Below are 18,599 nucleotides of genomic sequence, written 5' to 3' on the forward strand. Positions count from 1 at the left end.
AGAATATTCCCTATGCAACGCCTCCCTTAACTATTCGATCTCAACTAAATCCGATATCACCTAATACTGGCAGTGGCGGCAAAAGAAAGTACTGCGCTGCCCAAGCTTAATACTCTCTATTTTTTCACCACAAATTCGACATGGTTCTCCTGTTCTACCATAAACAAACAATTCCTGAGCAAAATAGCCCGGTTTACCATCAGATTGCAGGAAATCCCTGAGTGTCGTACCACCCTGCTCAATAGATCGTTGTAAAACCTTCTTAATCGTTTCTGCCAGTAAATTGGCTTCACGCTCAGTTAAAGTATGCGCGGGACGATCAGGCTGAATATGGGCAGTAAATAACGCTTCATTCGCATAAATATTACCGACGCCAACAACTAATTTGTTATCCATTAGCCAGGGCTTAATCAAGGTTTTTTTCTTACTTGATCGGGTGTAAAGATAAGAACCATTAAAATCATCAGAAAGCGGCTCCGGCCCCAAATGAGCTAATACCGAGCACCGTTCGAGATCATCGCTCCATAACCACGCCCCAAATCGTCTGGGATCGGTATAACGCAAAACCTTACCATCTGCCATCACTAAATCCACATGGTCGTGTTTCTCCGCAGGGCGTTCTTCCGGCAAAATACGTAAGCTGCCCGACATCCCCAAATGGACGATAATCCAACCATTTGCCAGTTCAATCAGCAAATATTTGGCCCGGCGTTGAATGCTAAGTACAAGCTGATCACTCAACTTCATAATTTCTTCCGCTACCGACCAACGTAGCCGGCTATTCCTGACTACCGCATACTGGATTACATTCCCTACCAGATGTGGCTCTATTCCCCGTCGGCTGGTTTCTACTTCTGGTAGTTCTGGCATGGTAATAACTCCTAATATATATATTGTTTCAACTCTATTGCATCTAAGCAGATTAAGATAATCTTTTCATGTATTATTTCCAACCAAACTCAACAGAAACGAAAGCAGATTGATGAATATGTTTAATATTAGAAGTCGCGATAAAAGATCATTATGGAATTTATCCATCATTGGGATTTATATAGCCCTTGTTTATCTGCCTGATATAACGAGATATAAAAATCTGGTTATCGTGCTTATTGGCATTACAGCACTAACCTATCTGGTGACAGATTTCCGCCAAGTGATGCGCTCCATGCGTAGTTCACTGTTTCTATCCATTATGTTATTCCTCGTAGCAATGTTCTATTCAGTAGCGATTTCCGTCGATCCCACATTGAGTTTTCAAGAGATGAATAAACCTATCTTGAATGGACTGTTATTGTTCAGTTTTACCTTTCCTGTTGTACTGTACAAAGAAAATAAAGAAAGTATTGCCAAGATGATTCTGTACTCATTTGCCATTGGTATGCTGGCAATATGCTCAACTGATATTGGTAAATACATTATTAACTACAATAAAGGTGAAATGCCTTTTACTGACTTCAATCACCGAGAATTTTCTTACGGTTTTATTTTCTATTTTCCGGTCTTACTTTGTACTTGGGCATTGTGGAAGAAACATACCTTAGTGAGTTGGCTGATACTGGCTATTGCTTCCGCTATCAGTCTATTTTTGTTATTAGGTACCTTAGCCCGTGGCGCTTGGGTCGCCGTTGCCGTCATCACTGCTTTTATCATCATTATTAATCGGGAATGGAAGCTGACCATAATAGCGAGTTTAATCCTGAGTTTTTCAGTTGCACTTTCTCACACTACGATAATAGCTAATGAAAATACTAAATTACTATTTTGGAAACTGACTCAAACTGATAGCAGTCATCGTTATAAAAACGGCACCCAAGGGGCTGCTCTTGAGTTGATTCTAGAAAACCCAATTAAAGGCTACGGTTATGGCAATAAAGTCTATCATAAGGTCTACAATGAACGCGCTGCTGACTATCCAGACTGGATATATCGCACATCCATCGGCCCCCATAATATCTTTCTGGCGCTCTGGTTTGCCGGCGGAGTCATTGGTTTGATGACTACTTTACTGATGACCTTCTCAGCACTGTACACGGGTAGCCATATTATTAGCCGTAACAATGGCGTAATAAAGCAGGCCAGTATTATTCTCCTGACGGGATTTATCGGATTGTTTATTGTCCGAGGAGCCTTTGAAAATACCTATATCAATGAAATAGGTATTCTATTCGGCCTGATGATTGCGCTATATAAGCAGAAAAACGATTAACCAGACATCTCTCGGTATATTATCAGACTGATTATTATGCAGAAATATCCTTTGATATTGTCTGCATAATAAGCTTCGCTCGCTGTTCCCAATTAAAACGCTCTGTCACCAACATTTTTGCATAACTGACTTGTGACTTAGCTTTTTCTGGATTATCTCTTATTAACTGAATCTGTTGAGCAAAACTCTCCGCATTTTCACTGTCAGCAAAACTAACCGCATTTTCATCAGCTACATCACGAATCGAAGGAAAATCGGAGATAACCACAGGCTTATCCATCGCCATATATTCAAATAGTTTCAGTGGCGAAGTATAGCGACTGCCAATGCTGGTTTTAGTTAATGGCAACAGACAAATATCATTATCTGCAATTATCTGAAAACGTAATTTAGGTTGAATAAACCCAAGAAAATTGATTTTATCGCCAACCCCCATTTGTTGAGCAATCTGCTGCAATTGCTGAATTTGCCCTGATTCGCCACCAGCAATATTCAATACTGCATTTTCAAGATAAGCCATCGCTTTGATCGCCGTAGGAACACCTTTCCAATGATGCAAACTGCCCAAATAAAGGATCTGGGTTGGTAATTCAGCGTCATCTGGCGCATGTTTATTTAATGACATCGATTCGACTGCCAGCATATCCACACCGTCTGGCGCAATAACTATTGGTGTATTGACATTATATTCACTAATAATATCATCACTGAGTAACGACGTCAGAACGAAAATAATCCTGGATTGGCGATAAACAAAGTGTTCGATTTCTCTCAACTTCTGATATTTACGCTGATTTTTATTTTCACTTAAATCATGCGATTCCTTAAATGACTGGGCAAAAATCTCATGACTTTCAAAAAACAGCGGAATTTCTGGATGTTCACATAATAAATACTTTGCCATTTTCAGATTACGGGTAAAAACGGCATCTACCTCATTTCTCTTCAACCAATGGGAAACCTGAAAATAGAACATCTTTTGGGTATTGAATGGAAAATACCATTTACGCCGAATATTGCGTAAAGACATCAGTCTAACTGATGGTGATAATGAACGCCCCAGTATCTCCTCTGCGGTATTTTTACCTTCCGGCGTAACCAGATATATGCTAGCTCCCTGGCGAGCAAACGCATCAACATTCTGCAAAATTTGCAATGATGCTACCCGATAATCAGGAACCGGATAGGGATCAATATAGGCAATCTTCATTATTTATCGCTTTCAGTAAACGATTTGCCGAGTGCTCCCAGGTATACATTGTTTCAATCCGTTGACGAGCCGCTTTTCCCATTGCTTGCCTCCTGTCTGGTTGAGACAATAAAAAGTTAACCGCATCAGCAATTGCTGAAGCATCTCCTGGCGTGACCAAAATACCCGAATTACTTTCGTTACCGACAACTTCGGGTATTCCTCCGATATAACTGGCAATAACCGGTCTGCCACACGCCATCGCTTCCGCAATCGTAATCCCAAACGCTTCGTCACCAATACTTGGAAAAATTCCTGCGTCACCAGCAGCATAATATTCAGGCAACTGATCATGCCCTACAGGTGAATGGAAGATGACCTGTTTTTCCAGCCGCAGTGTTGCAACCCGCTTTTCCAAGCGTTTCAGATCTTCACCCGCCCCGATAATCAGCAACTTAACATCTTTATCCTGTAACTGGGCCATTGCATCAATAGCCACATGCATGCCTTTCCAGCCAACCAACCGCCCGGCAAAGGTCAGCAAAAATGTTTTATCGCTAATCCCAAGACGAGTTCTGACAGAAGAGTCTATCGGTCTGAATTTATTAATATCAACACCATTGTAAATCACCTGCGGAAATTGTTTAAAATGGTGCTGAATCTGCCAGGCATTAAAATGGCTGCATGCCACCCAAACTGAAATTCGCTTACTCAGCTTTCTGTCACCCTTGAAAAAACTGGTGCCGCCGCTCATATAGCAAAATTTGGTGCGACTCTCTTTTGGCATCATTCGAGGCCAAAAAAAATCAAATGGCTTAGTCAGAATAACCCAGTCAAAATCTTCAGCAACAACCGTATCATGAGCATGGCGAGCAAATGAGTAGCGTTCAATAATACGCTGAAAACGTCGACCAATATTAATCACTTTCTCTCTGGGAATGAATGGAAAAGTATGAATCTGGATTACCCTTCCATTGAGTTCTGGCTGGACATCACCCTTCCCACCAAAAATATGGATCTCATGACCGGCATCAGTCAACGCTTTCGCAAGTTCCCAGACTGCCGTCTGAATACCACCGTAAGACATCGTTACCGTGACATCAACCAAACCTATTTTCATCTTTAATATTTTCCTGATGACTTAGTTTCTAGTAACTTTTGCGTTGCCTGCCAGACTTGTTCAACAGATATTGCAGACATCGAGTCTTTACGTGTGGCTTGCATATAGTGAACCGGATGTTCAATAACCGCCAAATGTGAATGCTGTTGAGGCGCTAAAAAGCAGCCAGGGTGAAAACTATGATACATAGCCACCATCGGGATACCCAAAGCACCGGCTAAGTGTGTCGGCCCTGTATCAACACCAACATATAAATCAAGTCTACTCATTATTGCTGCATTCTGTCGCATTGTCAGTCTACCAACCAATGAAGTACACTTTTCAGCCCCTAATCTTTTCGCCAGTGACTGTGCAGTAATTTTTCCGTCAGTACTGCCTAATAACATAATATGCGACTGGGGATAACGGCTATAAATGTGTTGCGCTAATTGGTAAAAATGTTCAACCGGCCAATCACGATAAGCTTTTGCCGGGAAACTTTGTAACTGAAAACCAATCAGGAGTTTATTCTCTAAATGATACTGCCGCATAAAACCATCGGCAAAATGTAACTCCTTTTCACTCACACAATAATTCAATCGCCAGTCACTTACCTCAACATCTACCGCACCAGCAAGCATGGCCCGTTCCTGTTGAGCTGGCATCAACACCTTTGGCTTTTCCACAGTCAGCCAATCAGATTGCAACGTGGACTTATCTGAAAATGAAACTGTTAAGCGCGATTTACGTTTTGCGTACTGCAATAAAGGTTTATCGTCACTATATACTAAAGCCAGATCATAATGTTTGCGGGTAAACCAACCACACCATTTTGCCTTACCTTTCGAAAAAGCAGTCAATTTATTGATATCATTTCTATTTTCAAGGATCTGCTTAGTCCTTTTATGAGCCATAACATCAATATTCGCACCAGGCCATTTCTGCTTTAAAGCACGAATCACCGGCGTTACCAATAAGGTATCACCGAAACGTGCTACAACAATGACCAGAATATTCTTGATCTGCATAAGACAATTATCTAATTAATCTGCTATAAAATTCAACAAAATATACAAAAAAACATTTTTGCATACAATTGATCACAATAGGGTGATTTAACTAATAATCAACCTCAAAGTGATTTAATATCAATACGTTGATATTACTCAAAACCATAAACCAAAGAATAAGGACCAGAATAAATCTTAAAAAATGTTAACGTTTTTTACCTTTAATGCTGTGAAAAAAGATATTTTCCATTTTATCCAACATATTATCTATGCCAAATAAAGCCATTGCCCGCTTTAATGAAGAATGACCGAATTGCAAGCGCAGTTCATTATTATGAATCAACAAATCTAAACTTTTCGTCAATAACTCTGTATTTCTGGGCTCCACGATATAACCTGTTTCACCATCAACAACCGCTTCGGCAATTGCGCCAACGGAGGTTGATACAACAGGTATCCCACACGCCATTGCTTGCATAATGCCCTGTGGCACGCCTTCATTACCAAAAGAAGGTAATGCAAATAAATCCATCGCATTCAAACAATCAGGAACATCCTGACGGTTACCTAAAAAAATGACACTGTCCGACAAACCTTCCCGCTTTACTAATGGTTCCAATGATTTACGTTGTGGACCATCACCAACAAACAAAAGTTGCCAATCAGGATATTTCTGGTGCAAAACTTTCCAGCTTTCTAACAGATAGCGATGCCCTTTCCAGGTTCTCATGGTCGCAACGACACCTAATGTCGGTTTATCTTGAATTCCAATCCGCTGACGGCAAACTTTCTTATCTTCCGGTCGGAAACGCTCTAAATCGATGCCGGTGGGCACTGATGTCATATGTTGTAATGGATAATGATTATTGGTGTGCAGATATTGGCGTAGTTTTTCACCGGTAGTCGCAATATGTCGGCATGCTCTCAGATACAACCAACGGGTTGATATTGAATTAGAAACATGGGTAGAAACATGCCTGGTTCTAACCATTGGCGGCATATGTCTTAACGTCGTGCAAGCCGCAGCAACCAACCATGCATCTGTCGAGCTATGTGTATTAATAACGTCAAATTGACGGCCTTCTTTTTTCAACCAATGACGCATAGCAAGAAAGCAGGACAGCCGCTTTTTCTCAATAGGCAGAGCTACTGCCGGCACACCATAAGATTTTGCTTCACGGTAGATATTCGAACTAGGACAACAGACAATAACCACGTTGTGTCCACGTTTTATCATTCCTTGGGATTCCGTCAGAATACGGATTTCCTGACCACCCCAACCACAAGAAGATTCCGTATGTAAAATATTTAGTTTTTCTTTAGCCATTTCGGTTTCATATCCAGCCTACCGGAAGGCGTTAGTATAGCGAAACAACATCTTACGTCTACGAATAACAGGATATATATGAAATGCAGAGAAGAATCAGTGAATATCGGTTAAAACTTTTCAGACAACAAAAAACCCGGCCTAGGCCGGGTTTTTATCAAATCAACCAAAATTTTATTTAATCTTGGCTTCTTTATACATAACATGCTGACGAACAACTGGATCAAATTTTTTCATTTCCAGTTTCTCAGGCATAGTACGCTTGTTCTTCGTAGTGGTATAGAAGTGACCAGTACCAGCAGAAGAAACCAGCTTAATTTTATCGCGAATACCTTTAGCCATTTTTCAGCTCCTTAGTACTTCTCACCGCGGGTACGAAGCTCAGCCAAAACTGCATCGATACCCTTCTTATCAATCACACGCATACCTTTAACAGATACACGCAGAGTTACAAAGCGCTTCTCGGACTCAACCCAGAAACGGTGGGAATGCAGGTTAGGCAGAAAACGACGCTTAGTCGCATTCAATGCATGAGAGCGGTTATTACCACTCATCGGGCGTTTGCCAGTAACTTGGCAGACTCGGGACATGTCTATTCTCCAAAAATCAAATCAGCTCGAGCTTTGTATTGGGTATGGCCGCCTCGTCAGGCTTAGGAGCCCATCTCAGCAAATTCTACTGAAAAGACTCACATTTACTCAGAAAATGTGCTGAGATAGGCTCTTCTCGCCAAACCAAAGATCCTCAAAGGTGGCGTAGTATACGCCCTCAATCGCTGACGCTCAAGTCCCGCACAACCAAAGATCCACAAGGATCTTGAAAAAATTAGCTTAAATCCATCCTCGCTCAGCAAATGAGACACAACATTGCCGGCCAATAACTAGATGATCCAGCACTTTTACACCAACCAAATTACAGGCATCAATCACTTTATCTGTAACAATCTTATCTGCCAAACTTGGCTCTGCATGACCTGATGGATGATTATGGGCCAAAATAACGGATGAAGCATTCACCTTTATCGCCGATCGGACAATTTCACGAGGATGAACTTCAACTTTATTGATTGTGCCTTTAAACATCTCCTCATGACAGATAACTCTATTTTGATTATTGAGAAACAACACAACAAATATTTCCCGATCACGCCCCGATAATAGATTTTGCAAATACTCTTGAGTCACACTTGGACTACTCATAATATCCTCATGTATGAACTGGCTGGAAAAAAAACGCTTTGCCAGTTCTGCAATAGCCTGTAATTGTGCATACTTGGCTAATCCCATCCCTTTATGAGAACAAAAAGTGTCATAATCAGCAGAGAGTAAATGGTACAAAGACCCAAATTCTTTCAGTAGAAATTCAGCCATTCGTAAAACAGGAAGTCCTCTGGTCCCGGTACGTAAGAAAATAGCCAGTAACTCAGCATCTGTCAGAGAAACCGAACCATAAGCCAGTAATTTTTCTCTGGGAGCTAGATTTGAATATACTTCTCCTGTATTTTCAGCGATATCAACTACCATATATTCATCTCCCTGTTCGATTTCACCTGATACAAACAGTATTCCATGCCTTAAATATAAGGGCGAATATCATATTCAAGAGCTGCGTAGCCGCTCGCAAACTTATTCTTTTTTACCATCAAAGCTCAGACTCTGCTCAACTCTGTAATCTCTTGTGATAAAATCTTGGCCCCTTGCAACTTAATATTCGGACAATCACGATGGCAGGACTTTCCGGCAAACAGATTGTGCTTGGTATCAGCGGAGGGATAGCCGCTTACAAAACTCCCGAGCTGGTACGTCGCCTGCGTGATCGCGGCGCACAAGTACGTGTAGTGATGACACCAGCAGCAGAAGCGTTTATTACACCAATGACGTTGCAGGCGGTTTCTGGTTATCCCGTTTCCGATGACTTGTTAGATCCGGCCGCAGAAGCGGCGATGGGGCATATTGAGCTTGGCAAGTGGGCTGATCTGATTATTCTCGCCCCTGCTACCGCTGATTTACTGGCTCGCTTGGTAGTCGGTATGGCAAATGATCTCGTGACAACTGTCTGTTTGGCCTCCTCCGCCCCAATTGCCGCGGCACCCGCAATGAATCAACAAATGTTTCTAGCTCAGGCAACACAACATAATCTCAAGCGCCTTGAAGAACGAGGCGTTCTCCTGTGGGGACCGGACAACGGCAGCCAAGCTTGTGGTGACGTTGGTCCCGGCAGAATGCTAGATCCCTTGGCGATTGTCGAACTCGCTGAGCAACATTTTCAAACCAATCGGGACTTAGCCCACCTAAAACTTGCTATCACCGCTGGACCAACCCGTGAAGCACTAGATCCCGTCCGCTTTATCAGCAACCACAGCTCCGGCAAAATGGGGTTTGCTATCGCCCAAGCTGCGGCAACACGTGGTGCAGAAGTCACCCTTATCACTGGTCCCGTTAATTTACCGACACCACCGGGAGTCAAACGAATCGACGTCACCAGCGCCCTGGAAATGAATGAGCAAGTACAGGCAGTTGCGGGTTCACAGAATATCTTCATTGGTTGTGCGGCGGTTGCAGACTATCGCGCGAAACAGATTGCCGATGAAAAAATCAAAAAACAGGGTGATGAGATCACTTTTACCCTGATCAAAAACCCGGATATTGTTGCCAATGTAGCAGCAATGCAAGAAAACCGCCCTTTTGTGGTTGGGTTTGCGGCTGAAACCCAGAATGTGGAAGAATACGCACGAAAAAAACTGAACCAAAAACATTTGGATCTGATTTGTGCAAATGATGTATCGCTTACCGGCCACGGCTTTAACAGTGATACTAATGCATTACATTTGTTCTGGCATGAGGGAGAAATCCGCTTACCTCATAGTAATAAGTTATTACTTAGCCACCATTTATTAGACGAGATAGTCAGACGCTATGATGAAAAAAATCGACGTTAAAATTCTTGACCCACGTATCGGGAAGGAATTTCCTTTGCCAACTTACGCCACGCCAGGCTCCGCAGGTTTAGATTTGCGGGCTTGCCTGGACAATGCGGTAGAACTGGCCCCAGGCCAAACAGAACTACTTCCAACCGGGCTTGCTATTCATATTGGCGATGAACAATTGGCCGCCGTTATTCTGCCCCGTTCAGGCCTTGGACATAAACATGGCGTCGTTCTGGGTAATCTGGTGGGTTTGATCGATTCTGATTACCAAGGTCAGCTAATGGTTTCCGTCTGGAATCGTGGTGATAAAGCTTTCACTATCCAGCCAGGCGAACGTATCGCTCAGATGGTTTTTGTACCCGTCGTCCAGGCTGAATTCAATCTGGTAGAAGATTTTGAAACCAGCGAAAGAGGCAGCGGTGGTTTTGGTCATTCCGGTCGCCAATAAATCTCTGTAAGACCATACCGTTTATACCCTATGGATTTCAAGATGCATCGCGGCGGCAAGGGAGTGAATCCCCGGGAGCATAGATAACTATGTGACCGGGGTGAGCGAGTGCAGCCAACAAAGAGGCAACTTGAAAGATGACGGGTATAACCCATTATCATATTCTTTGCTCAAAACACCGTTGAGCAAAGAATTACTGATTTTATTTGTTTTGCTGTTCTTAACAAAGGTCTTGTCAGACATGGCAGAAAACGAAAATACGAAGAAAAGAAACAGACGCGAGGAGATCTTGCAAGCGCTGGCGCATATGTTGCAATCCAGCGATGGTAGCCATCGAATCACTACCGCTAAACTGGCCGCTAACGTGGGCGTTTCCGAAGCTGCCCTATACCGGCATTTTCCTAGTAAAACCCGGATGTTTGACAGCTTGATTGAGTTCATTGAAGACTCATTAATTTCACGGATTAACCTGATTCTGCAAGACGAGAAAGATACCACGACTCGTATTCGCCTGATATTGATCCTGATTCTGGGTTTTTCAGAAAAAAATCCAGGTCTGACCCGCATCATGACAGGCCATGCTCTAATGTTTGAACAAAACCGGCTGCAAGGGCGCATAAATCAGTTATTTGAACGAATTGAAGTACAGATCCGTCAAGTTTTAAAAGAGAAAAAATTACGTGATGGGCAAGGTTTCAGTTATGATGAGTCGTTATTAGCTTCTCAATTACTCGCATTTTGTGAAGGGATGCTATCACGTTTTGTACGCTCTGAGTTCCACTATCGTCCAACACAGGAATTTGAAGCGCGCTGGCCATTATTATTGGCTCAGCTACAATAAGTTATTCTACTACTCACCCCGCCCGTTATTGGGCGAGGGCTTTTTTTAAAGCTTATCTATCAGATACCGTACTGCGCACGATAGGCTTTTACTGCATCCAGATGATCTTTCATCTCTGGTTGACCACTCAAATAATTAATCAAGTCATTCAAAGTAATGATAGAAAACACTTTGCAGCCATAATCTCTTTCCACTTCCTGAATTGCCGAGATTTCACCATTCCCACGTTCCTGACGATCAAGACAAATCATTACGCCGGCAAGCGTCGCATTATGCTGCTTGATAATCTGCATCGATTCACGGATAGCTGTACCTGCGGTAATAACATCATCAACCAGAACAACATTGCCTTTAAGTGGGCTACCAACCAAAGTACCGCCTTCGCCATGATCTTTAGCTTCCTTACGGTTAAAGCAATATGGCATATCAATATCATGATGCTCTGCTAGTGCGACTGCCGTTGTCGCTGCAATTGGAATACCCTTGTACGCGGGTCCGAATAACAAATCGCACTGAATACCGCTATCCAACAATGCTGCTGCATAAAAACGCCCGATTAACGCCAAATCACGCCCAGTATTAAACAGCCCGGCATTAAAAAAATATGGGCTTTTACGTCCTGATTTCAGGGTGAATTCCCCAAATTTCAGTACCTGTTTTTTTAGCGCAAGCTCGATAAATTCGCGCTGATAGGCTTTCATTGGTGTCTCTCCTTTCTCTTAGTCATGGTTATCCGCCATACAACAGGCATAAAAAAGGCGACTATTACGTCGCCTGATCAACTTATTATTTTAATGCATTTTGTTCTAACGCATTTCTCTGCGCTGCAAAAATATCCTCTAATCCCCCCTTGGCAAGGGCCAATAAGGATAACAACTCATCATGACTAAATGGCTCGCCTTCCGCAGTGCCTTGCACTTCAATCATCCGGCCATCTTCCATCATCACGACATTCATATCAGTTTCAGCGGCGGAATCTTCCACATATTCCAGATCACAACGGCCTTCACCATCTACGATGCCAACAGAGACCGCAGCAACCATTGATTTCAGAGGACTCACTTTCAGCTTGCCTGCTGCAACCATTTTATTCAACGCATCAGCTAGCGCGACACAAGCACCAGAAATAGAAGCTGTACGGGTACCGCCATCAGCCTGAATAACATCACAATCCAGTGTAATGGTGTATTCACCCAGTTTTTTCAGATCAACAGCGGCGCGTAGCGAACGGGCAATTAAACGCTGAATTTCCATCGTCCGGCCGCCCTGTTTGCCTTTAGCTGCTTCACGAGCATTTCGGGTATGAGTAGAACGCGGTAACATGCCATATTCCGCCGTCACCCAACCCTGCCCCTGACCTTTCAAGAAGCGGGGAACCCCTTCTTCAACGGAGGCATTACATAACACTTTGGTGTCCCCAAACTCTACTAAAACCGAACCTTCCGCGTGCTTAGTATAATGACGGGTTATAGTGATAGGACGCACTTGTTCTGCCGCTCTTCCTGTTGGGCGCATAGTGTTATCTCCGTTGTTAAATCATTATTGGGGGCGCATTATACGGCCTAACAGGGCTAATTCCTATCCTGCATCTACAACGAGCGTTATAATCTCTTAATCTTTTGTTTAAATTGGGAACGAATCATGATCCGTAGTATGACTGCTTTTGCACGGCGAGATATTAAAAGTGAATGGGGAAATGCAGCTTGGGAACTACGCTCCGTTAATCAGCGTTATTTAGAAACCTATATCCGCCTACCAGAACAATTCAGAAGCTTGGAACCGGTGATTCGTGAACGGATTCGTTCCCGTCTGACTCGCGGAAAAGTTGAGTGCAACCTACGTTTTGAACTGGACTCACGCGCTCAAGGCGAACTTATCCTGAATGAAACTTTAGCAAAACAGCTAGTCAATGCGGCGAGTTGGGTCAAACAACAGAGCAACGAAGGTGAAATCAACCCTGTTGATATTCTGCGTTGGCCTGGCGTTATGGCAGCAGAAGAGCAAGACTTAGATGCTATCAACACTCAATTGTTGAAAGAGCTGGATATAGCGCTGGATGCCTTTATTCAAAGCCGTGAAGCCGAAGGCAATGCACTTAAAATTATGATTGAACAACGTTTGGACGCGGTGACCGAAGAAGTCAGTAAAGTTCGCCAACAGATGCCTGAAATCATGCAATGGCAACGGGAACGCCTGCAAACCAAACTGGAAGAAGCACAGGTACAGCTTGAAAATAACCGTCTTGAGCAAGAGTTGGTTTTACTGGCTCAACGTCTTGATGTGGCAGAAGAGTTAGATCGCCTTGATGCCCACGTCAAAGAAACCCGTAATATTCTAAAGAAAAAAGAAGCTGTCGGCCGCCGCCTGGATTTTATGATGCAGGAATTTAACCGCGAATCTAATACGCTTGCCTCCAAATCTATCAATGCCGACATCACTAACTCCGCTATTGAATTGAAGGTGCTAATCGAGCAGATGAGGGAGCAGATTCAGAATATTGAGTAAATTTTCATATTGACTCATAAAATCCAACGCATGTTTCTGGTGTACTTAAAAGAGCACTTATCAGGTTTTAAGTACACCCTTCGAAACGCAGATGGATATAGAGGAAAATTCACAGACATACCAATTCGAACATGGATAAAGGAATGAAGAATCTTTGCTAAGAACCCGGACAGAACAAACTATACCTGTGCTAATTGTAAAATTTGTACAGCTATAGCAGTTCCACTATTGATGCTTCATCCTTTTGGCTGATTAAATAATGCGCAGTTTATTTACCAGTTATTCACAAAATTTTTTAATAAATTTGATCCAAATGCTTTTCAAACTGTGTAATAACTCAATTTATTACTATCCTTGGTCATTAACTGCACCAATTTAGGGTGAACAAATAACTTTTCTTTCCCGGCCTGAATTTCTTGTAATACTCCAATATCACACAACTGCTTTAAATAAACCGAAGCAGTTTGACGTTTAGCAATATCACACTCAACCAAATTACTAATACGGCAGTAAGGTTGTTCAAATATCACCTGTACCAGCTCATGGCTATAAATTTTAGGCAGGCTTTGCTTTATATACTCACTGGTATGTTCAATCAGTTCTCTTACCGCAGCAATTTTATCCGTAGTCCATTTAGCAGTTTGCTCTACTGCGGTTAACATATAGATAATCCACTCTTCCCATTTGCCAGCAGCGGTAACTTGGGAAAGTAGCCGATAATAATCACGCTTATGTTGTACAATGTGGCGACTTAAATAAAGAATTGGCAATGTCAAAAGCTGTTGTTCAATAAGATAGAGAATATTCATGATACGACCGGTACGTCCATTGCCATCAGTAAATGGATGAATAGCCTCAAACTGGTAGTGAGCAATAGCCATCTTGATTAATGGGTCGATTCCATCTTCTGCATGAAGAAATTGCTCCCAATTGCTGAGTAAATCACGTATCTGAGATTCTCCCTCTGGCGGCGTATAAATAATCTCACCCGTTGCTTGATTACTAAGCGTTGTACCAGGAACTTTGCGAATATTCATATCAACAGCTTTTAGTCGGCTACAAACTTCAATCGCTGTATTCGTGCATAGTGGCCGTCGAGTTAATTGTATGAACCCTTCATACAGTGCAGTACGGTAGCGTAGTACTTCTTGCGTTGCAGGATCAGCCAGACTGTCTTCTTGTGCATATTGGAACAGTTTGTCTGAAGTCGTAACAAGATTTTCGATTTCTGAGCTGTCTTTTGCTTCCAGCAGTGGCAACAAGTTAATGAGTAACCTCTGATTAGGCAACAATTCACCAACTTGCTTAAGCTCAGCCAGTGCAGCTCTGGCAGGTATACAGGCTTTTAATACTGCTATGGATTCCATCATCTTTATGGTTGGCGGCAATAAGGGAATAGCATTAAAAGGCGCATCGGGCTGCCATGTCATGTTTATATTTCCTATTTTTTTCGACACGTTGCGTGTATATGTTGACGACATCGACACACAAAGATTTCATGTCGATAAAATCGAAAAATTTCGACACGTGTTAGCGATATGTCGATCATGTCGACATATGGAAACCATGTGTCGAAAAAACAAGAAAATATCGACGTGTCATCAACAAACGTCGATATCATGAGCTATTTTTTACACCAAAAAACAGAACTACTCAGCCACTAACCTAATCTTCGCTGCTCTCCACGCCGTAAACAGCGCCAGCAATGGTGCGATAGCAAATAACAGGAATAACCAGTGTGCGGCAGAAGCAGTTCCCGTTACACCACCAGGTTCGTTAAATCCTGAAAGGTTCACCACCATCCCCGCCAATGCGGCACCAAAAGCAGTAGCGAATAGCTGCACGGTTGTAATTGAAGCGCCAGCAATATCTTTATCCCCATCTGACGAAACCTGTAATATGCGAGTGAGTAAATGCGGCCAGCCAAAACCGATACCAAATCCCACCAAAGTCAATGCAATCACAATAGGCATCATTACTTGCCAATGTCCAACTGAAGGCTGTGATAATATCAACGACAGAATCAGCATACCGATTAATACCAATATTGGCCCGCTGATAATTGCCCGACGTATACCCGCTCCACGCCAACCCGCACTGATTATCTCGGCAATTGTCCAACCGGCTGCCATTGCCGCAGCCATATAACCAGAAATTAGCGGTGACTGACCATGCAATATTTGCAGGAAATATGGAACAAATACTTCACTGGTCATGCCAACCACCAATAATGAAATCGTGGCAAATAACACCGCATGAGGTGATCCAAAATGCAATGCGCCATGAGGCAATAGGCGTATAACAGAACGCCGTTCGTGACAAATTAGCAATATTATTAATACTAATGCCAGCATAATTCCTGCAAAATTCAGCTTCACATTTTCGGATGCGCTACCAGCAGAAACCATCAATACTGCTCCCGCTAACAGAACTAGCTGTACCAATGGTAATGCTGTTTTATTCCGCTCCTGAAGTTTACCTTTCGGCAAAGTTAAACAAGTGAAGACCGCATACAACAGCATTATTGGCAGCATGATGCCAAAGGCATAACGCCAGGCATGCATCTCAGCAAAAATACCGCCCACAGCAGGGCCAACTAACGTCGCAACTCCCCACATACCGGATGTCAGAGCCATTGCCCGCGGCCAAAGCGCCTGTTCAAATACCAGATTGATCATGGCATAGGAGAGTGCAAACAGTAGTCCACCGCCAAAGCCTTGAACAGTTCGCCCGATAAGCATTACCCCCATTGTTGGGGCAAGTGCGCATAACAAGCTGCCAAAGAAGAACAATAGCGCAGCAACCAGATAAGCATTACGTGCTCCCTGTGCATTAAGCAGACACGCAGATAATACTGAACCAATAATAGAAGCAACGACGAACAGCGTCGTATTCCAAGCATAAAGGTTCAAACCCCCAATATCCTGTACCACCGAAGGTAAGATAGTGGTGACAATTAAGATATTAATCGCATGTAGTGCAACGCCTAGCGATAAAACCAGAGCACTGGCCGCATTTTTACCGGAGAACAAATCGCTCCAGCGGCTTTCATCGTTTGTTATCACAGTCATTATCCTGCATTAGCATTGAGTTAATATGAGTCTTACGTTAAATTAAACAAGAATTATCTTGGAATAAATTAAGACGGGGAGAGGCAATATGTCAAGAAAATGCTTTGAAAATAGCACAAACATGACACAATCAGTCGGTGAAAAGTTACTGATGTTATTGAAAACCCGTGGTCCTCAACAAGCTTCCGACGCCGGAAAAATACTAGGCACAACCGGGGAAGCTGCCCGGCAACAGTTTGTGAAGTTAGCCAAAGAAGGGCTGGTGGAAGCTATTGCAGAAGCCCGAGGCGTTGGTCGTCCAATACAACTTTGGCACCTGACAGCCGCAGGTCATAATCATTTCCCGGATGCACATGCTGAGCTGACGGTACAATTACTCAACACTATTCGTAAACAGTTAGGTGAGAAAGCAATAGATTTATTGATCGATACTCGCGAGCAGGAAACCCGTATTAATTATCAGCAGGCAATGAATGGGGCAACCAGTCTACAAGAACGAGTCGAACGGCTGGTTGCTATAAGATGCCGTGAAGGTTACATGGCTCAATGGTCATTTACCGAAGACGGCGCTATTTTGCTGGTAGAAAATCATTGCCCAATTTGCGCTGCCGCTGCCACCTGCCAAAGCTTTTGCCGCTCTGAACTCAACGTATTTCGGGATATACTCCAGGCTCAGGTAGAACGCGTGGAGTATATACTCACCAATTCACGGCGCTGCGCTTATCGCATAACTGGCAACATTAAGCCGGATTAAACTGCTCTGCTACTTTCTCTGCTACCTTCTCCGTTAAACATAAAAAACAGCGCGCCAGTCAGTAATATCAATCCACCAGATATCATTAAAAGAGATTGAATATTAATATAGTCAGCAATTGGGCCAAACAGCACCATACCTAATGGCAAAGAGCAGGACAAAGCGATCTGAACTAAACTAAACACCCTGCCCATCATCTCAGGTTCGACTCTTTCCTGAAAAACCGCGGTTATCGGTGCGTTAAAACAAGGTGTTACTATGCCTAAAAAGACGTTGATTACTAGATAAAGCGGGAACCAATAGGCATTACCAAGAGCAATCATAAATATGCCAAAAAACGCGCAAGCAATCGCCGTTATACGCATTTTATTTTTATACTCACTCCAGAAAGAAATCAGCAATCCGCCTAAAACCGCACCGGCACTAAATGTCATTTCATTAACGGCTAAACGCCATGACTCTTCACCAAATGTCCTATTAACTAATAAAGGTGTCAAAAATGCCGCCGGACTAATCAGAAAACAGACACAAATCAGAAAAATCAAAAGATTTCTGATTAATTTATTCTCTTGCAGATAACGGAAACCCGCTAAAATTGCCTGAAATTTATTATCCGGCATGGAATTAGAAACAATTTTGGGAATAGGAATAAACGAAACAATACTAATGCCAATAATGGCAGTCGTTACGTCCACTAAAAAAATATTTTCCATCGAAGTCTGAGAGTACAAAAAACCACTGATAGCTGGAGATGCCAACATCATCAGTGAAGTCAAAGAAGTATTAATACCATTAACCCGCAGTAATTTCTCTTTAGGGACGAGTTGCGGAATAATAGCACTCACTGCCGGTGTCTGGATACCCGTTCCCAATGAACGGACAATCAGCGCCACAAATAACAACTCAATGCTCTTGAATCCAAGCATAAAAGAGATCGCCAAACCAAGCGTGACTAATGCAATTAACGCATCAGAGGCAATACTGAGCAACTTACGGTTATAAGTATCCGCCCAAACACCCGCAAATAAAGAGATCAATACCTGTGGAAGAAATGCACAAAGTACCGAAATAGCCAGCATCTCTCCCGATGAAGTATTTAAGGTGATATACCAGACGATAGAGAACTGGACAATGGAAGAACCTAGCAAAGAAATTGTTTGAGCTGATAAAAATAAAGCCGTTTTGCGTTTCCAACCTGGAAGTGATGCACTCATTTTAACTAC

19 protein-coding genes are annotated in these 18,599 nt (G+C 42.8%); 6 read left to right on the forward strand and 13 right to left on the reverse strand.

What is annotated here, in order from left to right; genetic code table 11:
- Positions 1-60: 60 nt before the first annotated feature.
- On the reverse strand, positions 61-870 hold the full coding sequence (mutM, locus tag OO184_RS10160; RefSeq protein ID WP_265379081.1) for a bifunctional DNA-formamidopyrimidine glycosylase/DNA-(apurinic or apyrimidinic site) lyase: 810 nt from the start codon (positions 868-870) through the stop codon (positions 61-63).
- A gap of 118 nt (positions 871-988) precedes the next feature.
- Between mutM and rfaL the strand changes: the two genes are divergently transcribed.
- A complete protein-coding gene (rfaL, locus tag OO184_RS10165) occupies positions 989-2,206 on the forward strand; it encodes an O-antigen ligase RfaL (protein WP_265379082.1) in 1,218 nt (405 codons plus the stop codon).
- Between the two features lie 34 nt (positions 2,207-2,240).
- Here rfaL and OO184_RS10170 read toward each other — a convergent pair whose 3' ends face one another.
- The 7 genes from OO184_RS10170 to radC all read right to left on the reverse strand — a co-directional run bounded on the left by OO184_RS10170 (position 2,241) and on the right by radC (position 8,354).
- Entirely contained in the window at positions 2,241-3,416 is a 1,176-nt protein-coding gene (locus tag OO184_RS10170) for a glycosyltransferase family 4 protein (protein ID WP_265379083.1), read from the reverse strand.
- A complete protein-coding gene (locus OO184_RS10175; RefSeq protein WP_265379084.1) occupies positions 3,397-4,515 on the reverse strand; it encodes a glycosyltransferase family 4 protein in 1,119 nt (372 codons plus the stop codon). Before OO184_RS10175 ends, OO184_RS10170 begins: the two co-directional genes overlap by 20 nt.
- 2 nt (positions 4,516-4,517) lie before the next feature.
- On the reverse strand, positions 4,518-5,522 hold the full coding sequence (locus OO184_RS10180) for a glycosyltransferase family 9 protein (protein WP_265379085.1): 1,005 nt from the start codon (positions 5,520-5,522) through the stop codon (positions 4,518-4,520).
- Positions 5,523-5,709: 187 nt separating this feature from the next.
- Positions 5,710-6,831 (reverse strand): glycosyltransferase family 4 protein, encoded by a 1,122-nt coding sequence (locus OO184_RS10185; protein ID WP_265379086.1) that lies wholly within the window; start codon positions 6,829-6,831, stop codon positions 5,710-5,712.
- Between the two features lie 174 nt (positions 6,832-7,005).
- Positions 7,006-7,173, reverse strand: coding sequence for a 50S ribosomal protein L33 (gene rpmG / locus OO184_RS10190; protein ID WP_010847629.1), 168 nt, complete (start codon positions 7,171-7,173; stop codon positions 7,006-7,008).
- 11 nt (positions 7,174-7,184) lie between these two features.
- Positions 7,185-7,421, reverse strand: a complete 237-nt coding sequence (gene rpmB, locus OO184_RS10195; RefSeq protein WP_011148921.1) for a 50S ribosomal protein L28 — start codon at positions 7,419-7,421, stop codon at positions 7,185-7,187.
- Positions 7,422-7,661: 240 nt separating this feature from the next.
- Positions 7,662-8,354 (reverse strand): RadC family protein, encoded by a 693-nt coding sequence (radC, locus tag OO184_RS10200; RefSeq protein ID WP_265379087.1) that lies wholly within the window; start codon positions 8,352-8,354, stop codon positions 7,662-7,664.
- Positions 8,355-8,554: 200 nt separating this feature from the next.
- On the opposite strand from radC, the gene coaBC reads away from it, so the two are divergent.
- The 3 genes from coaBC to slmA all read left to right on the forward strand — a co-directional run bounded on the left by coaBC (position 8,555) and on the right by slmA (position 11,046).
- Complete coding sequence (coaBC, locus tag OO184_RS10205; RefSeq protein WP_265379088.1) at positions 8,555-9,769, forward strand: bifunctional phosphopantothenoylcysteine decarboxylase/phosphopantothenate--cysteine ligase CoaBC; 1,215 nt, start codon at positions 8,555-8,557, stop codon at positions 9,767-9,769.
- On the forward strand, positions 9,747-10,205 hold the full coding sequence (gene dut / locus OO184_RS10210; RefSeq protein ID WP_265379089.1) for a dUTP diphosphatase: 459 nt from the start codon (positions 9,747-9,749) through the stop codon (positions 10,203-10,205). Before coaBC ends, dut begins: the two co-directional genes overlap by 23 nt.
- A 241-nt stretch (positions 10,206-10,446) precedes the next feature.
- A complete protein-coding gene (gene slmA, locus OO184_RS10215) occupies positions 10,447-11,046 on the forward strand; it encodes a nucleoid occlusion factor SlmA (RefSeq protein WP_036778585.1) in 600 nt (199 codons plus the stop codon).
- Between the two features lie 59 nt (positions 11,047-11,105).
- On the opposite strand, the gene pyrE is transcribed toward slmA, so the two are convergent.
- Entirely contained in the window at positions 11,106-11,747 is a 642-nt protein-coding gene (gene pyrE, locus OO184_RS10220) for an orotate phosphoribosyltransferase (protein ID WP_265379090.1), read from the reverse strand.
- Between the two features lie 85 nt (positions 11,748-11,832).
- Positions 11,833-12,561 (reverse strand): ribonuclease PH, encoded by a 729-nt coding sequence (rph, locus tag OO184_RS10225; RefSeq protein WP_265379091.1) that lies wholly within the window; start codon positions 12,559-12,561, stop codon positions 11,833-11,835.
- A 126-nt stretch (positions 12,562-12,687) separates the two neighbouring features.
- Here rph and OO184_RS10230 point away from each other — a divergent pair, with 126 nt between their 5' ends.
- Positions 12,688-13,551 carry a YicC/YloC family endoribonuclease gene (locus tag OO184_RS10230; RefSeq protein WP_265379092.1) on the forward strand — a complete coding sequence of 288 codons (864 nt, stop codon included), beginning with the start codon at positions 12,688-12,690 and terminating at the stop codon, positions 13,549-13,551.
- A 320-nt stretch (positions 13,552-13,871) separates the two neighbouring features.
- Here the strand turns inward: OO184_RS10230 and fic are convergent, their stop codons facing one another.
- On the reverse strand, positions 13,872-14,981 hold the full coding sequence (fic, locus tag OO184_RS10235; protein ID WP_265379093.1) for a protein adenylyltransferase Fic: 1,110 nt from the start codon (positions 14,979-14,981) through the stop codon (positions 13,872-13,874).
- Between the two features lie 219 nt (positions 14,982-15,200).
- Positions 15,201-16,616, reverse strand: coding sequence for an MFS transporter (locus OO184_RS10240; RefSeq protein ID WP_265379094.1), 1,416 nt, complete (start codon positions 16,614-16,616; stop codon positions 15,201-15,203).
- Between the two features lie 94 nt (positions 16,617-16,710).
- Here OO184_RS10240 and OO184_RS10245 point away from each other — a divergent pair, with 94 nt between their 5' ends.
- The gene (locus OO184_RS10245) at positions 16,711-17,376 is read left to right on the forward strand and encodes a helix-turn-helix transcriptional regulator (protein WP_265379095.1); all 666 of its coding nucleotides are present in this window, start codon (positions 16,711-16,713) and stop codon (positions 17,374-17,376) included.
- Here the strand turns inward: OO184_RS10245 and OO184_RS10250 are convergent.
- Entirely contained in the window at positions 17,373-18,590 is a 1,218-nt protein-coding gene (locus OO184_RS10250; protein WP_265379096.1) for an MFS transporter, read from the reverse strand. The two genes, OO184_RS10245 and OO184_RS10250, sit on opposite strands and share 4 nt — an antisense overlap.
- Positions 18,591-18,599 lie beyond the last annotated feature (9 nt).

This window comes from Photorhabdus aballayi, assembly GCF_026153155.1.
Classification (GTDB): Bacteria; Pseudomonadota; Gammaproteobacteria; order Enterobacterales; family Enterobacteriaceae; genus Photorhabdus; species Photorhabdus luminescens.

Excerpts from the sequence above, each read along its gene's own strand:
- mutM (WP_265379081.1), bottom strand. The coding sequence starts at position 870 with ATGCCAGAACTACCAGAAGTAGAAACCAGCCGACGGGGAATAGAGCCA.
- rfaL (WP_265379082.1), top strand. The coding sequence starts at position 989 with ATGTTTAATATTAGAAGTCGCGATAAAAGATCATTATGGAATTTATCC.
- OO184_RS10170 (WP_265379083.1), bottom strand. The coding sequence starts at position 3,416 with ATGAAGATTGCCTATATTGATCCCTATCCGGTTCCTGATTATCGGGTA.
- OO184_RS10175 (WP_265379084.1), bottom strand. The coding sequence starts at position 4,515 with ATGAAAATAGGTTTGGTTGATGTCACGGTAACGATGTCTTACGGTGGT.
- OO184_RS10180 (WP_265379085.1), bottom strand. The coding sequence starts at position 5,522 with ATGCAGATCAAGAATATTCTGGTCATTGTTGTAGCACGTTTCGGTGAT.
- OO184_RS10185 (WP_265379086.1), bottom strand. The coding sequence starts at position 6,831 with ATGGCTAAAGAAAAACTAAATATTTTACATACGGAATCTTCTTGTGGT.
- rpmG (WP_010847629.1), bottom strand. The coding sequence starts at position 7,173 with ATGGCTAAAGGTATTCGCGATAAAATTAAGCTGGTTTCTTCTGCTGGT.
- rpmB (WP_011148921.1), bottom strand. The coding sequence starts at position 7,421 with ATGTCCCGAGTCTGCCAAGTTACTGGCAAACGCCCGATGAGTGGTAAT.
- radC (WP_265379087.1), bottom strand. The coding sequence starts at position 8,354 with ATGGTAGTTGATATCGCTGAAAATACAGGAGAAGTATATTCAAATCTA.
- coaBC (WP_265379088.1), top strand. The coding sequence starts at position 8,555 with ATGGCAGGACTTTCCGGCAAACAGATTGTGCTTGGTATCAGCGGAGGG.
- dut (WP_265379089.1), top strand. The coding sequence starts at position 9,747 with ATGATGAAAAAAATCGACGTTAAAATTCTTGACCCACGTATCGGGAAG.
- slmA (WP_036778585.1), top strand. The coding sequence starts at position 10,447 with ATGGCAGAAAACGAAAATACGAAGAAAAGAAACAGACGCGAGGAGATC.
- pyrE (WP_265379090.1), bottom strand. The coding sequence starts at position 11,747 with ATGAAAGCCTATCAGCGCGAATTTATCGAGCTTGCGCTAAAAAAACAG.
- rph (WP_265379091.1), bottom strand. The coding sequence starts at position 12,561 with ATGCGCCCAACAGGAAGAGCGGCAGAACAAGTGCGTCCTATCACTATA.
- OO184_RS10230 (WP_265379092.1), top strand. The coding sequence starts at position 12,688 with ATGATCCGTAGTATGACTGCTTTTGCACGGCGAGATATTAAAAGTGAA.
- fic (WP_265379093.1), bottom strand. The coding sequence starts at position 14,981 with ATGACATGGCAGCCCGATGCGCCTTTTAATGCTATTCCCTTATTGCCG.
- OO184_RS10245 (WP_265379095.1), top strand. The coding sequence starts at position 16,711 with ATGTCAAGAAAATGCTTTGAAAATAGCACAAACATGACACAATCAGTC.
- OO184_RS10250 (WP_265379096.1), bottom strand. The coding sequence starts at position 18,590 with ATGAGTGCATCACTTCCAGGTTGGAAACGCAAAACGGCTTTATTTTTA.